We start from the raw sequence: 13,866 nt of genomic DNA on the forward strand, positions 1-13,866 counted from the left end.
GAACAGCGTCTTCAGCGCCACCCGCCGCAAAGCGCGTGGTTACCGCTCCTCCACCTACCTCATCACCATGCTCTACTTCCTCGCAGGCAAACTCCGCCTGCCCCAGCACTGAACCCATTCCACTGAAAACAGCGAAGAACCCCATTCTGGGGTGAGTTTGATGAAGGAGGCGGTATGGACATCTGGGAAGGAAAAGGTGTAGCGGGAGGGCGTGCTCGAGGTGCGAAAGTGCTGCGGGGTAAGATTTCTTTTATTTTCTTCATACAGATTTTCAAGGGCGGGTGTCTATTGGGTAAATCTGTGAATCGCGAAGGCATCCATAGTGGGGTTGTGCCGGTGGTTGAGACGGAAGCGGTGACCGTTTCGTCATCGGTATCGGATGAGCGTTGGTGCAAGGCTTGGTATGACAAGCTGGACCAGAATCTGGTGCTGTATGGGCGGTCACTGGGGCTGACTCATAGTGAGGCGGAGGATGTGTTGCAGGATACGTTCATCGCTTTGCTCAAGGTGAAGGTTTCCCCTGCCCAGCCGCAGCATTACATTCTACGGGCGTATCGGAACCGGTCGCTGAATTACCGTAGGAACTGGTGGCGGCGGCTGAAAGCGGAGTGGGAATCGGCGCAGTGGTTTGAGCCCAGCGCGGCGGAGAATCCGAAGGAGGCAGCGGCAATGCGGTGTCTCGCTGAATTGCCGGTGGAGCAGCGCGAGGTCATCGTGCTGAAGATCTGGCAGAAGATGACGTTTGATGAGATCGGGCAGGTGCTGGAGTTATCTCCGAATACGGCGGCGGGACGGTTCCGGTATGGGATGGAGAAGTTGCGGAAGTCCATGGCGGAATATGGGGAGGAACATGAAGTTTTAAGTTTTCAGTGTTCAGTTTTCAGTGAAGTGCCGGGGGCATCGGCAGACCTAGTAGTAACGAATGCCCAAGCACGAATGACGAAGGAATGACCAGTGACTAAAACCGGGGATTCGATTTTGACGATTTAAAGGGAAAATCGAGGATGAGAGGATTGAGTATGAAGATAACGATTTTGGACAGGTTGGCGGGGTGGAAGGCGCGGAAGGTGAATCCGGCGATCCGCGAGCGGCTGTTTGAGCAACGGCAGACAGCAGAAGGGCCGTGGGTCTCGACGGGGTTGCTGCGGGTGATGACGCCTTTAGCGGCGAGCTTTATGGTGTCTCTGGCGGCCCTACAACAGGCCCCTGCCCCGACGATGCATGAGCACTTGGTGGATTATGATGCGACGCAGCTGGCGTCCACGAATTCGGCCAGTGCGGGGCTGCTGGCGCAGTTGCGACCGGTATCCCAGGAATGGAACCGGCTTGCACTGGCTACTTTAGCATCGACAAACCCAGCCCGTTCCTTCTCAAGTAACGGTTCATTTTGGACCCTGTCCACGAACATTTTTGCACGTTAACGAATGAGTCGTAACAAGACTGCTGAGGCCAATGAGGCCAAGCCACCGGGCGCTATCGCGCCTGCCAAGGGCGTTGAAACGGATAAGAAGGGCGTAAAAACTCCGCCAGCGAAGCCGGTCATCCCGCCACCACCGCCGCTTTTCCGCCGGATCGACTGGATCAGCTTTGGCGTCACGACGTTGATCATTTTGCTGGGTTACATCTGGACACTCGCGCCTGATGTGACGCTGGAGGACTCTGGTGAATTGGCGGTGGGTTCTTACTACGCCGGTGTCCCCCACCCTCCGGGTTATCCGGTGTGGACGCTGTATACGTGGCTTTTCACGGTACTTGTGCCGATCTCGAACATCGCGTGGCGGGTGGCGCTCTCATCCGCAGTGGCGAGCGCGATCTCTTGCGGCCTGATCGCCCTGCTCGTATCACGCGGGAGCAGCATGATGATCGAGGGCATCGCGTCTCTGAAGAACTTGGAGAAGAAGTGGGAGAACGCGCTCTGCATCGTGCCGGGATTTGTGGCAGGTGCGTTGATGGGCTTCAACGGGTTCATGTGGAGCCAGTCGGTGATCGTGGAGGTGTATACCTTGAGCGTGCTGTCTCTGATGGGCGTTCTCTGCTGCCTGCTGCGCTGGATCTATGCGCCGCATCAATTGAAGTATCTGTATTGGACGATGTTCCTGTTCGGCATCTGCTTCACGAACCACCAGACGTTGCTGGTGGCGGCGATGGGCATCCAGGTGGGCATCATCTTCGCAAATCCCAAGCTGGGCCGGGATATGATGCTGGCGAATGTGGCCTTCTACGTGATCGGCCTAGTTGCCAAGGGCAAGGGAATGATCACCACGTTTGACAGCGCAGGCGGGCAGATGAACGTGATCTTCATCATCTTCAACATGGTGGGTGTGGGCTCGATGCTGGCGCTAGCATGGTTGTATTTCAAAACGGAATCCATCCTTACGGAATGGAAGCCGGTGGTGATCAGCGGTGTTTGCTGGGCGATAGGTGCGGCGTTCTATTTCTATATGCCGCTCTCCTCGATGACGAATCCGCCGATGAACTGGGGTTACGCACGGACGGTGGAGGGTTTCAAACACGCACTCACGCGCGGCCAGTATGAGAAGGCGAACCCGTCCAATTTCATCAAGGACCCGAAGCGGTTCGCGCAGCAGTTGTGGGGCTATGGCGGCGGTGCGGTGGAGGAGTTCAACCTGGTGTATCTGGCCATCGCGGCAATCCCGTTCTTTTTCCTGATGCAGATGCAGCATCGTGAGCGCGCCTGGATCATGGGCTTAAGCGCCATCTACTTGTGCCTGGCGGTGATCTTGCTGATCTTGCTGAACCCGGCACCGGACAAGCAGAGCGTGAACCTGAACAAGGTGTTCTTCACCTCGTCCCACGTGATGATCTCGATGTTCATCGGCTACGGACTGGCCTTGAGCAGCGCGTGGCTGATGTTGAACTATGCCGAGTACCGCCGCTGGGCGTTGATCGCCGGCGGAGGTGCCGTGTTCATCGCAGTCTGGGTGTTGCTGGTGGTGTATGAGACGGAGACAGGAGCGACCACGGGCGATGCGCCAATGTACCGCTTCGGCATCGAACCGAGCTTTGATCCGCTGGTGCGGTTCACAGCGGTATTCGGTGTAGGACTGGCGGCGGTCTTTGTGGGCTTGCTGATCGTGTCGAGGGAGAAATTCCCTATCGCGCCCATGCTGATGGTCTTTGCGGTCATGCCCATGAAATCCGTGCTCTCGCACTGGGATGGCAACGAGCAACGCGGGCATCTGTTCGGTTACTGGTTCGGCCATGACATGTTCACGCCGCCCTTCAAAATTTATCCGGAGATGACGAAGGATGCGATCCTGTTCGGAGGCACGGACCCGGGACGTTTCAATCCGACCTACATGATCTTCTGCGAGAGCTTCATCCCTGCTTCGAAGAAGCGCGACCCGGAGTTCGACCGTCGTGATGTGTATCTGATCACGCAGAACGCCCTGGCTGACGGCACATATCTGAGCTACATCCGCGCGCATTACTTCCGCAGTGCGCAACAGGATCCGCCGTTCTTCAAAAACTTCCTGCCAGGACCTTTCAAGACCTTGGGCAAGCCTTTGGACGATGTGTTCACGTCCATCGGTGAAAAGATGGAAACACGCCGTCGTGCGGAGGGAGTTTATCCGGCGAAGGAGATTTATACACCTTCGCTCAAAGATTCGCAGATCGCATTCGACGAATACATACAGGATGCCATCAAACGCATGCAGGAAGGGCGCTTGCAACCGGGTGAGGATGTGAAGCAAGAGGGTAATCGTGTCTCTGTGAGCGGCCAGATGTCTGTGATGGCGATCAACGGTTTGTTGACGAAAGTGATCTTCGACAAAAACCCGGATCACGAGTTCTTTGTGGAGGAAAGCTTCCCTCTGCAATGGATGTATCCTTATCAGACACCGTTCGGCATCATCATGAAGATCAACCGTGAACCGGTGAAGGAGTTCACGGATGACATCTTGAAAAAGGACCATGATTTTTGGTCGCAATACTCGGAACGTTTGATCGGCACGTGGGTGACTTATGACACATCAGTCGCCGAGATCTGTGACTTCGCCGACCGCGTTTACCGCCGTCGCAATTATGAAGGGTTCAAGGGCGACCGGAAATTCGTGCGTGATGAGAACGGCCAGAAGGCGTTCTCGAAGCTGCGAAGCGCCATCGCGGGCCTGTATGTGTGGCGCATCAACAATTGCGCGGAGCAGATCCGTGCGATCCAGGCGATGCCACCCGCCGAACAGGCCAAGATGCAAGGAGAGATACAACGCATCCTCGCCGAGCAAGGTCGCGTGGTAAAAGAGGCGGAATTCGCCTATAAACAGTCGTTCGCCTACTGCCCTTACAGCCCGGAAGCGATCTTCCGCTATTCGAGCCTGCTCTCCAGCATGGGCCGCTATGAGGATGCCTACAAGCTGGTGGAGACAGGGTTGAAATTCGACCCGGAGAATGGCGCGTTCCAGCAATTGCGGGACAACCTGCGTCCGGTGATCGGCCAACCCGTGCAGCAATCCGCCACGCCTGCACCCATCCCCCAGCCCGCTGCTGGAGTGAGGCCGCCACCGCCGGTGAACAGCCTGGAGCAGGCGGAGAAGGCGGCCGCCGCAAACCCGGAAGACCTGCAGGCGGCGTTCAACGTGGTATCGGCCGCGATCTCGGTGGGCAACTCGAACCGCGCCTTCCAGCAATTGCAACAACTGGTCGCCCGCAAGCCGGACGACTTCACGACAGTGGCATCCGCTGCCCAGGCGTACATGCAGTTGCAGCGTCCGCAGGAAACGGCACGTCTGCTGGAAGGCTTGCTGAAGCAAAATCTAGACGCCAACTCTTTGACCACCATCGCCCATCTGTTCTCGCAAATCGGCGACGTGGTGCGACTGGAAGCGACGCTCTCCAAGCTGACCACCGTGCTGCCAGACAGCCCTGAAGCATGGTATGATCTGGCAGCCATACGCGCTGTGATGGGCAACAAACAAACGGAAGCATTGAAGGCACTGAGCAAATCGATCCAGCTCAGCAATGCGCGTCTGGCGAAAGATCCGAAAGCGGCAAATCTGATCAAGACGGCGGAAGGCGACAACCGGTTTCAGGTCCTGAAGACGCAACCGGGATTCGCCATGGCGTTGAAGGGCGCGCTGAACTAACTGCGAAAAAGTATCTCGTGCTGGCAGACGGCCAGCAGCGCCAACAGGGCGGTCTCACAACGCAAGACGTGGGGACCGAGTGTGACCGCCTGAACTCCTTGCTGCTTGAGCGAGAGATATTCGGCAGGAGAAAAATCGCCTTCAGGCCCGACCCAAAGACGGACTTTTGAGGGCAAAGCATCGTGGGTTTTAACAAAAGCAGCAAAGCGCTCCCCCACTGGAGTGGCGCCTTCTTGCAAGGCAGCGACCAGATTGAGGGCATTATTATCGGATGGCGGTAAACATTGTTTGAAAGGCATCGGTGCTGTGACCTCCGGCAGCCACTCGCGGCCACACTGTTTCAACGCCTCAATCGCCGTAAGCCGCCACTTCTCCGCCTTATCCTCGGCACGATCGTCATCATAATGCGCCACAGAATGATCGCATACTACAGGACAGATCTTCGCAGCACCCAACTCCACCGCCTTCTGGATGATCAACTCCATCGCCTTGCCCTTGGCCACGGCGGGATAAACTTCCACGGCAACTTTCGGCGCAGGAACTTGCGTTTCCTTCTCCACACGCAACCACACTTGCCGCTTCTCCACCGTGTCCACGGCACAATCATATCGTCGCCCTGCCCCATCGAGCACCTGCACGATGTCACCCGCACGTACACGCAGCACTTGTGCGGCGTGACGTGACTCCGCTTCCGGCAAGGGAAAACGCGATGACCGCAACTCTGTCGGTGGCACAAAGAAGCGGTGCATGATCGTGGTGAAATGGTTTAGCGGAAGAAGTTCTTTGCGCGCTCGAAGAAGCTCTTGCTCTTCGGGTTCACGTTCTCATCGCAAAGCTGCGCGAACTCCTCCAGCTTGGCCCGTTGCGTCGAGTTCAGATGTGTCGGCACCTCCACAGACACGCGGACCAACAGATCGCCAGTGCCGTAACCTTGCAGATTTTTCACGCCGCGCCCCTTCAAACGGAACATCGTGCCGCTCTGCGTGCCGGTCGGCACGCGGATGCTTGCTTTACCCGTCATCGTGGGTACTTCGAGTTCTGCGCCGAGAGCCGCCTGGACGAAACTGATCGGCACTTCGCAGATCAAGTCATCGCCATCGCGTTGGAAAACATCATGCGGACGCACGTGCAAGACCACATGCAGATCACCCGGCGAACCGCCGCGCATACCGCCCTCTCCTTCACCCGCACGACGCAACCGCACACCCGTATCCACACCCGCTGGGATGCGCAGCTTGATCTTGGAAGCCTTCTCCTTGCGGCCCGCACCTTCGCATTTGCGGCAAGGCTTCTCCACCACACGACCTGCGCCTTCGCAACGCGGGCACGTCTGCGCGATGCTGAAGATGCCGCGCGAACTCACCACCTGGCCACGCCCACCGCACGTCTGGCACTGGCGCATCTTGGAACCCTCCTCCGCACCGCTGCCGCTGCAATGCTCGCACGTCTCCAGCTTGGTGACGGAGATTTCCTTCTCCACACCGAGCACTGCTTCTTCAAACGTGATCTCCAGATCATAACGCAGATCGGAGCCGCGCTTGGGACCCGTCGGATCGCTTCGTCCACCACCGCCGAAGATCTCTTCAAAGATGCTTCCACCGCCACCACCACCGCCGCCGAACGCCTCGCGGAAAATATCGAACGGATCATGGAATCCACCACCGCCACCACCTCGGGCACCTGCTCCGGCACGGGCACGTGGATCAAATGCCGCATGACCATACTGGTCATAGGCAGCACGTTTTTGCGGATCACTGAGTGCTTCGTAAGCCTCGCCCAGTTCCTTGAATTTCTCCTCGGCTTCCTTATCCCCCGGATTTTTGTCCGGATGATATTTCACCGCCAGCTTGCGATACGCCTTCTTCAGGTCATCAGCGCTCGCTCCCTTATCCACCCCGAGGATCTCGTAATAATCGCGTTTGGCCATAGGTCAGGCTTAAGCCTTCTTGGAAACCACCACCGTCGCCGGGCGCAACAACCGGTCCTTCAACTTGTAACCCTTGCGTAATTGCTGGACTACCTGTCCTTCCGGCACATCCGGATTCACCTGCTGGGAAACGGCCTCATGCAGATTCGGGTCGAACGGTTTGTCTTGGGCGGGAATCTCTTCCAGACCGGCTTCAGCCAGCACATTCTTGAACTGGCTCAGGATCATGTTAACACCCGTCTTCAGAGCATCCACATTGCCACCCTCCGCCGTGGAGGTCGCCAGCATGGCCATCTCGAAATTATCCAGCACCGGCACCAGTTTTTCCAAGATCGATTCATTTGCGTAACGAATGGCATCTTGCTTCTCGCGCGCCGAACGTTTGCGGAGATTGTCCATGTCCGCCACCGTGCGCAAAAGCTGGTCACGCAGCTCATCTGCCTTGGCGGCCTTGTCCAGCAACTGGATCACCTGCTCCGGCGTTAGCGTCGGTCCGGACTGGCCGTTATTGACGCCCGTTTCTTCATTCACCAACGGCTCATTTGCCGGGTTTTGCTTATCTGACTCCTGAGTGCTCATCGTTCGTTCTTACTTCAAAAGGCCCAGCACCATACACAACGTACCGTGCGGGGGCAACCCCGTAACTGCCCTTAAATAGAATGCCCAATTCTCAAGCACCAATGACGAAGGAATGACCAATGACCATTGGGGCTTAGACATTGGTCATTCCTTGTGCATTCGGATTTCGTCATTAGTCATTTTAAACCCCTTTCCCATTCTGCCAGAACGTGTTATCTGTTTGTGCAACATGACGAAGCAAGTTCGTATCTCATACGCCTTCATGTTCATTCTGCTCGTTCTTATGGGCTGGTTGAGCATGGCCACGCTCTTGCTTACGACCCTGTTCAGCTATCTTTCCCTGCGCGTCCTGTCTCTCGGACGCAGCAAGACCTTGGGCGTCAGCTTGTTTCTGGTATTAGCGACCACGGCAGCCATCGGTTTGCTTTTCTTTGCCAAACAGGCCTATGTCACCTTCCCCATCATTGCGGATAACACCATTCCCGCTATAGTCGATTACGCCAATAAAAACGGCATCGAACTGCCCTTCACCGACTATCCAAGCCTGAAAGCCGTGTTGATTCAGGAAGGCCGTGAACAATTCGCCCGCATCGGTGGCATCGCCCGGGCCATCACGTTCCAAGTGGTGTACCTCATCATGGGTATCGTCGTAGCCGTCAGCCTGTTCATCAATTCCAAGCTGGATTTCGATTCGCAACCTCACGCAGACCGCAACAATCTCTGGGCGCAGACCGCCACGGAGATCCGCAAACGCTTCCGCACCTTCTTTGAGAGCTTCGCCCGGGTGATGGGTGCGCAGCTGCTCATCTCCACGATCAATACGATCTGCACCTCGATCTTTCTGTATGCTGCCGATGTCCCCCATGCCGCGTTGCTCACCATCACCACGTTCCTGTGCGGTCTCCTGCCCATCATCGGGAATCTCATCAGCAACACTCTCATCACAGGCGTGGCCTTCACGGTGAAACCGGAATTGGCCGCCATCGCGCTGGGTTTTCTCATCACCATCCATAAATTTGAATATTTCCTGAACAGCAAAATCATCGGTGACCGCATCAAGAATCCCATGTGGCTCACTCTTCTGGCACTAGTTCTCGGTGAACGTCTCATGGGCATCCCCGGCATGATCCTGGCACCCGTCATCCTCCACTACATCAAGGTGGAAACCTCCAAGCAGACTTTGGCTGGAACCGGCGATACGAAACCTTCCGATGATACGCAAGTAATAACCCCTGTCTGAACTTTTCATCCCGTGACCACCTCCGAAGCCGCCCAACTGCTCGAACGTTTCCGCGCCGGTGAACTGGACAAGGCCGACGTTCTGCGCGCTTTCCAAGGTGCCCCCATCGCGGACATCGGCTTCGCTCAAGTGGACACCCATCGCGCCCTGCGAAACGGTTTCCCCGAAGTCATCTTCGGCAGCGGTAAGACACCGGAACAAACCGTCGCCATCGCGAAAGTGATCGTCGCTCGCGATCAACGGGTGCTCATCACCCGCGTGAATGAAAAGCAGGTCAAATTGCTCAAACGCAAGTTCAAGAATGCGTTACATCATGAAACAGCCTGTTGCGTGACCATAGAGAAGAAGCCTCTCGCCAAGCGTCCCGGCACCATCGCCGTAGTGACTGCTGGCACCAGCGATTTGCCTGTGGCCGAAGAAGCCGCCCTCACCGCTGAAACGATGGGCAACAATGTCCAACGGGTTTACGATGTCGGCGTGGCTGGATTGCATCGTCTGCTGAATCGCATCGAAGATTTGCGCAAAGCCAACGTGCTCGTCGTCGTCGCAGGCATGGAAGGTGCCTTGCCCAGCGTCGTTGCAGGATTAGTCTCCCGCCCCGTGATCGCCGTTCCCACCAGCATTGGTTATGGTGCGAACTTCGGCGGGCTTGCTGCCTTGCTCGGTATGTTGACCAGTTGCGGCAGCGGTGTGACCGTGGTGAATATCGACAACGGTTTCGGTGCCGGTTACGCTGCCAGCCAGATCAATTCACTCGCTGCCGGTTGATAGCGGCGTAGCGATCGTGAGCATGAAAACACTTTACCTCGACATCTTCAGCGGCATCAGCGGCGACATGTTTCTCGGTGCCATGGTGGACCTCGGCGTAGATGTCGCCGTGCTGAAACGCGAGATCGGCAAGCTCGGCGTCTCCGGTTATCACATCACCACCGCCCGTCGTCAGAAATCGAACATCGAAGGTGTGAAGTTCGATGTGCATCTCGTGGAGGAAGATGTCGATGCCTGTGACTCTACCGATCACAGCCACTCACATTCCCACTCTCACGAGCATGGTCACTCGCACTCCCACGGACACGACCACAGCCATTCTCACAGTCACGAACCCGCTGCCGGTCAGTCGCCCTCACACACGCACGAAGGCAACCGCAACTATCGCCAGATCAAAGAACTGATCCAGCAAAGTGCGCTGTCCGATTGGGTGAAACAAAAGGCCATCGCCGTGTTTCATCGTGTGGCCGTTGCTGAAGGCAAGGTGCATGGCATGCCGCCGGAAGACGTTCATTTTCACGAAGTCGGCGCGGTGGACAGCATCGTGGACATTATCGGTGCTTGCATAGCTCTGGAAATGCTCGGCAGACCGCGCGTTCTTGCTGCTCATGTCGTGGAAGGCACTGGCTGGGTGAACTGCGCACATGGCCGCTTCCCTGTTCCCACTACAGCCACTCTAGAAATCCTCGGCGCACGCGGCATCGCGCTAACGCAATGCGAAGAACCGCACGAACTCGTCACACCAACTGGTGCTGCCCTGCTCGCGGAGTTCGTTGAACACTTCGGTCCGATGCAAGGATTGGTCGCCAGCCGTGTCGGTTATGGACTTGGCACGCGCGACAACAAAACGCGCCCGAATGTCTTGCGCGCCGTCCTGACCGATTCCGTTTCTGCTTCTTCGCCACACGATTGGGAAATCGACACCATCGCTGTGCTGGAAACCAATCTCGATGACGTGCCTGCCGAGGTGCTGGGCAACTTTGTAGAGAAAGCCCTCGCCGCGGGTGCGCTAGATGTGTTCCACACGCCCATCCAGATGAAGAAGAACCGCCCCGGTGTACTGCTCACTGTGCTGTGCGCGCGCGATGACGCGGACCGTTACTCTCACCTGATGCTCTGCGAGACCAGCGCGTTCGGTGTGCGCCGCAGTTATGTCGAGCGCCGCAAGCTCCATCGTGAGATGATCACCGTGGTCACGCCTTACGGTCCTGTGGAAGTGAAAGTAGGACGTCTCGATGGCAAGCCCGTCCAGCGCGCTCCTGAATACGAGACCTGCAAACGCCTCGCTTACGCCGCCGATGTGCCGGTCAAAGAAGTCATTTTCGCGGCGCAAGCCGCTGCCTTGAACCAGATACTATGATTGACGCCAAATTGCTGAACATCCTCTGCTGCCCAGAAACTCACCAGCCTTTGCACATGGCCGATGCAGCCCTCGTGCAATCGCTCAATCAACAGATCACCGCCGGCACTTTGAAAGCCCGAAATGGTCATCCGGTCAAGACCAAGCTGGATAGTGCCCTCATCCGCGAAGACAAAAAAGTCATCTACCCCATCATCCACAAACTTCCCATCCTGCTCGTAGAAGAAGGCGTCATCTTGTCCTCCTAATACTTATGGCCAGTGCGCACCAAATGCACCGTCTCTCAAATCACCTCACCTCATCCACAACCGTCAGATAAACCTTCCCGTCCCTCACCTCGACCGGTAGCGCCTTCAACGATGCTCCCTGGCACGGCCCACGCGTGCACAAGCCCGTCTCCGGCTCATAAAGTGCCCCATGCGACTGGCAGAGGATCAGCTTTTTCTCCCGCGATAAAAAATGTCCGCTGCCTGAATCCAGCTTCACTGGCAGATGACGGCATTGGTTCTCGTAACAACGCAGCCCCACTTTCGTCAGCAGCAGAAAGCCATCGCGCCGGATGCCGTCCTGACGATAAACGAACGTGATCACCTTTCCTTCGGCGACATCCGCTGCGTTGGCGATAAATTGTTCAGCCATCGTCGCGAGCATTTCTTCCTCAAGCCGTAAAAACAAGCCGCCGTTTCATCCGGTTGTTGCTACATCTCCGCCAAGCTCTTACCTTCTCGCGCGATGCAACCGTTTGAACTCGTCAAGTATTGCCCGCGTTGCGGACATCCCGGAGGAGCTCCGGCAATCCCCTTTAAATGCACCAGTTGCCAGCTCACTCTGTTCTTCAATCCCACAGTTTCCGCCTCTGCATTTGTGGTTCTGGCAGATGGGCATCTGCTTTTGATACGCCGCGCGAAAAATCCGGGTAAAGGACTCTTGGGCACCATCGGCGGTTTTGTTGACCGGGGTGAAACCGCGGAGGAGGCATTGCGAAGGGAAATACGCGAAGAGGTGCATCTGGAAGTGGATACGATCGAATACCTAACCTCATCCACGAACAACTACGTCTACGGCGGCATCACCTATCCCGTGCTCGACCTGTTCTTCATCTGCCGCGCTGCTCCAGCCAGCCAGCCGCAGGTGGGTGATGGCGTAGATTCTCTCGTTTCTCGAAAGATCACGGATATTCAGGAAGATGAAATGGCCTTTGATTCCATCAAAACAGCGCTTAGAGCCCTGAACAAGCACCCGGAAAAACTACGGGATTGATGGTATTTCCCACATCACCCCCCATAAAATCCACATCCCAAAACACAAAAACCCTTGTCATTCGAGAGTTTTGCCTTCTTACTCTGCAACTCTCGCAGCCGTATCGCGTAACCTTTCAAGGGAGACGCACGTCTTGCGGGAGTAAGTAAAGACGTATCATGAGCCGTATTTGTTGTAATTTGTTGGCTGTCGGTATCGCTGTGATTTTGGTCGGATGTGGTGATCAGGAAACTGAAACTGTCGTTCCCTCCCCAGCTCAACCTCAAACTGCCAGTGTAGAGGCTTCTGCCCCCGCGCCTGCTGCCGTGGAATTGCTTCCCTCTGGAGGCAGCATTCCGGCGGTTGCGGCACCCGCTGTCAGCGGCGCCACAGCTGCCGCCATTCCTCGTGATCCTAATGAGGTCATCGTGGAAGGCAGCGCCCAGGATCCGAACGTCCTGCCCGCCGGTTTCATCCCGAAGCCCCCTGCTCTACAGTACGTGAAGAACGGCCAGCCCAATCTCGAAGCCCTCTCTGAAGCGCTTCAGGTCTATTGCATGTGGAAAAAGGCCGTCCCCTCGGACATGCAGGAGCTGGTCACGAGCAAATACTTGCCCAGTCTGCCTGAGCTTCCTCCCGGAAAGAAGTACGGGATCAATTCCCAAACCTTGACGGTCGCCATCGTCGAGTAAGCCGTTTTCAACTCCTAGCCCCAGTATTATGTCACACTCCGTCCGTACCCGTCGTGCTGCCTTCACGCTCATCGAGCTGCTGGTAGTGATCGCCATCATCGCCATCCTGGCAGGCATGCTCCTGCCCGCGCTTGCCAAAGCCAAGACCAAGGCGATGACCACCAAGTGCATGAACAACCTCAAGCAGCTTGCCGTCGGCACCACCATGTATACCGATGACAACGCGGACAAGCTGCCTTATGCCGGCATCCGTCTCACCAGCTGGAATCCCGATATCTCCTGGGACGATTTGCTGAACTCCTACGTGGGCGGCACTTGGGATGACAACCAGAAGCGCGGCACCCGCGGTGGCGGTACGAATGCTCTCGCAGTCTTGATGTGCCCTACCGACAGGATCGAGATCGCCAGCTACGCGACCACCGGACGCCGCCGCACCTACGCGATGGCCCGCCATAACATGGGCAGCTTCCAGATCGGCGGCCGCAACCCCGGCGCTGCAGACTGGCCGCCGAATCCGGCCAACCGCACGGCCATCGGCCTGCAATGGAACAACCTCAGTTCCATGGCCCCCAAGTGGGATTCGCGCGATGCGATCACCGCCGGTGCCCCCAACCCCCGCTTCCAACTCGCTGTGCGCGCCCGCATGGTGCAGGATCCCTCCGACGTGATCGTGCTCTCCGAACGTCCGGGTCCCGGCAACATCGCCGGTTGCAATGACACCTACACGTTGAACGCTCCGAATGAACATTTCGACGCGACCGGCGGCATCTACACCTTGCAGGAATACCACAATGCCATGGTGAACTACCAATTCCTCGACGGTCATGCAGAAACCCTGCCGCCGCTGAAGACCTTGGGACAGACGAACATCAACAACACCCTGCAGACGGGCATGTGGTCCATCCTGTCAAACGACTAAGAAGTCTTTAACCAAAAAAACGGCGCATCCGCAAGGG

Annotated in this window: 14 protein-coding genes; 10 read left to right on the plus strand and 4 right to left on the minus strand. The window is 56.8% G+C overall.

All coding sequences use genetic code 11. The annotated features are described in order from the left end of the window. Nucleotides 1-300: 300 nt before the first annotated feature. The 3 genes from VGH19_17395 to VGH19_17405 all read left to right on the plus strand — a co-directional run bounded on the left by VGH19_17395 (nucleotide 301) and on the right by VGH19_17405 (nucleotide 5,105). Nucleotides 301-951 carry a sigma-70 family RNA polymerase sigma factor gene (locus VGH19_17395; GenBank protein ID HEY1173148.1) on the plus strand — a complete coding sequence of 217 codons (651 nt, stop codon included), beginning with the start codon at nucleotides 301-303 and terminating at the stop codon, nucleotides 949-951. 68 nt (nucleotides 952-1,019) lie between these two features. After that, nucleotides 1,020-1,421: a hypothetical protein gene (locus VGH19_17400; protein ID HEY1173149.1), complete on the plus strand. Its 402-nt coding sequence runs from the start codon at nucleotides 1,020-1,022 to the stop codon at nucleotides 1,419-1,421. A 3-nt stretch (nucleotides 1,422-1,424) separates the two neighbouring features. Then, a complete protein-coding gene (locus VGH19_17405) occupies nucleotides 1,425-5,105 on the plus strand; it encodes a DUF2723 domain-containing protein (GenBank protein HEY1173150.1) in 3,681 nt (1,226 codons plus the stop codon). On the opposite strand, the gene VGH19_17410 is transcribed toward VGH19_17405, so the two are convergent. Genes VGH19_17410 through grpE form a run of 3 tightly spaced genes read right to left on the minus strand, consistent with a single transcriptional unit; the run spans nucleotide 5,102 to nucleotide 7,611 of the window. Further along, complete coding sequence (locus VGH19_17410) at nucleotides 5,102-5,854, minus strand: RsmE family RNA methyltransferase (protein ID HEY1173151.1); 753 nt, start codon at nucleotides 5,852-5,854, stop codon at nucleotides 5,102-5,104. The genes VGH19_17405 and VGH19_17410 overlap by 4 nt on opposite strands. Nucleotides 5,855-5,871: 17 nt before the next feature. Continuing rightward, nucleotides 5,872-7,032 carry a molecular chaperone DnaJ gene (dnaJ, locus tag VGH19_17415; GenBank protein ID HEY1173152.1) on the minus strand — a complete coding sequence of 387 codons (1,161 nt, stop codon included), beginning with the start codon at nucleotides 7,030-7,032 and terminating at the stop codon, nucleotides 5,872-5,874. 9 nt (nucleotides 7,033-7,041) lie between these two features. Further along, entirely contained in the window at nucleotides 7,042-7,611 is a 570-nt protein-coding gene (gene grpE, locus VGH19_17420; protein HEY1173153.1) for a nucleotide exchange factor GrpE, read from the minus strand. Between the two features lie 229 nt (nucleotides 7,612-7,840). Between grpE and VGH19_17425 the strand changes: the two genes are divergently transcribed. The 4 genes from VGH19_17425 to VGH19_17440 are packed head-to-tail and all read left to right on the plus strand — an operon-like array spanning nucleotide 7,841 to nucleotide 11,227. Beyond that, nucleotides 7,841-8,851, plus strand: a complete 1,011-nt coding sequence (locus VGH19_17425; protein ID HEY1173154.1) for an AI-2E family transporter — start codon at nucleotides 7,841-7,843, stop codon at nucleotides 8,849-8,851. Between the two features lie 12 nt (nucleotides 8,852-8,863). After that, nucleotides 8,864-9,619, plus strand: coding sequence for a nickel pincer cofactor biosynthesis protein LarB (gene larB, locus VGH19_17430; GenBank protein ID HEY1173155.1), 756 nt, complete (start codon nucleotides 8,864-8,866; stop codon nucleotides 9,617-9,619). Nucleotides 9,620-9,641: 22 nt separating this feature from the next. Continuing rightward, nucleotides 9,642-10,979 (plus strand): nickel pincer cofactor biosynthesis protein LarC, encoded by a 1,338-nt coding sequence (gene larC, locus VGH19_17435; GenBank protein ID HEY1173156.1) that lies wholly within the window; start codon nucleotides 9,642-9,644, stop codon nucleotides 10,977-10,979. After that, the gene (locus VGH19_17440; protein ID HEY1173157.1) at nucleotides 10,976-11,227 is read left to right on the plus strand and encodes a Trm112 family protein; all 252 of its coding nucleotides are present in this window, start codon (nucleotides 10,976-10,978) and stop codon (nucleotides 11,225-11,227) included. Before larC ends, VGH19_17440 begins: the two co-directional genes overlap by 4 nt. 40 nt (nucleotides 11,228-11,267) lie before the next feature. Here VGH19_17440 and VGH19_17445 read toward each other — a convergent pair whose 3' ends face one another. After that, entirely contained in the window at nucleotides 11,268-11,630 is a 363-nt protein-coding gene (locus tag VGH19_17445) for a Rieske 2Fe-2S domain-containing protein (GenBank protein HEY1173158.1), read from the minus strand. Nucleotides 11,631-11,711: 81 nt separating this feature from the next. On the opposite strand from VGH19_17445, the gene VGH19_17450 reads away from it, so the two are divergent. The 3 genes from VGH19_17450 (at nucleotide 11,712) to VGH19_17460 (ending at nucleotide 13,829) form a co-directional block, all read left to right on the plus strand. Next, entirely contained in the window at nucleotides 11,712-12,239 is a 528-nt protein-coding gene (locus VGH19_17450; GenBank protein HEY1173159.1) for an NUDIX domain-containing protein, read from the plus strand. 158 nt (nucleotides 12,240-12,397) lie between these two features. Then, nucleotides 12,398-12,910: a hypothetical protein gene (locus VGH19_17455; GenBank protein HEY1173160.1), complete on the plus strand. Its 513-nt coding sequence runs from the start codon at nucleotides 12,398-12,400 to the stop codon at nucleotides 12,908-12,910. 28 nt (nucleotides 12,911-12,938) lie between these two features. After that, on the plus strand, nucleotides 12,939-13,829 hold the full coding sequence (locus tag VGH19_17460; GenBank protein ID HEY1173161.1) for a prepilin-type N-terminal cleavage/methylation domain-containing protein: 891 nt from the start codon (nucleotides 12,939-12,941) through the stop codon (nucleotides 13,827-13,829). Nucleotides 13,830-13,866 lie beyond the last annotated feature (37 nt).

This window comes from Verrucomicrobiia bacterium, assembly GCA_036405135.1.
GTDB lineage: Bacteria > Verrucomicrobiota > Verrucomicrobiia > Limisphaerales > JAEYXS01 > JAEYXS01.

Bases quoted from the DNA above. Each gene is read 5' to 3' on its own strand.
- VGH19_17400 (HEY1173149.1), top strand. From the start codon at position 1,020: ATGAAGATAACGATTTTGGACAGGTTGGCGGGGTGGAAGGCGCGGAAG.
- VGH19_17445 (HEY1173158.1), bottom strand. From the start codon at position 11,630: ATGCTCGCGACGATGGCTGAACAATTTATCGCCAACGCAGCGGATGTC.
- VGH19_17425 (HEY1173154.1), top strand. From the start codon at position 7,841: ATGACGAAGCAAGTTCGTATCTCATACGCCTTCATGTTCATTCTGCTC.
- VGH19_17460 (HEY1173161.1), top strand. From the start codon at position 12,939: ATGTCACACTCCGTCCGTACCCGTCGTGCTGCCTTCACGCTCATCGAG.
- VGH19_17455 (HEY1173160.1), top strand. From the start codon at position 12,398: ATGAGCCGTATTTGTTGTAATTTGTTGGCTGTCGGTATCGCTGTGATT.
- grpE (HEY1173153.1), bottom strand. From the start codon at position 7,611: ATGAGCACTCAGGAGTCAGATAAGCAAAACCCGGCAAATGAGCCGTTG.
- larC (HEY1173156.1), top strand. From the start codon at position 9,642: ATGAAAACACTTTACCTCGACATCTTCAGCGGCATCAGCGGCGACATG.
- VGH19_17405 (HEY1173150.1), top strand. From the start codon at position 1,425: ATGAGTCGTAACAAGACTGCTGAGGCCAATGAGGCCAAGCCACCGGGC.
- VGH19_17410 (HEY1173151.1), bottom strand. From the start codon at position 5,854: ATGCACCGCTTCTTTGTGCCACCGACAGAGTTGCGGTCATCGCGTTTT.
- VGH19_17440 (HEY1173157.1), top strand. From the start codon at position 10,976: ATGATTGACGCCAAATTGCTGAACATCCTCTGCTGCCCAGAAACTCAC.
- dnaJ (HEY1173152.1), bottom strand. From the start codon at position 7,032: ATGGCCAAACGCGATTATTACGAGATCCTCGGGGTGGATAAGGGAGCG.
- VGH19_17450 (HEY1173159.1), top strand. From the start codon at position 11,712: ATGCAACCGTTTGAACTCGTCAAGTATTGCCCGCGTTGCGGACATCCC.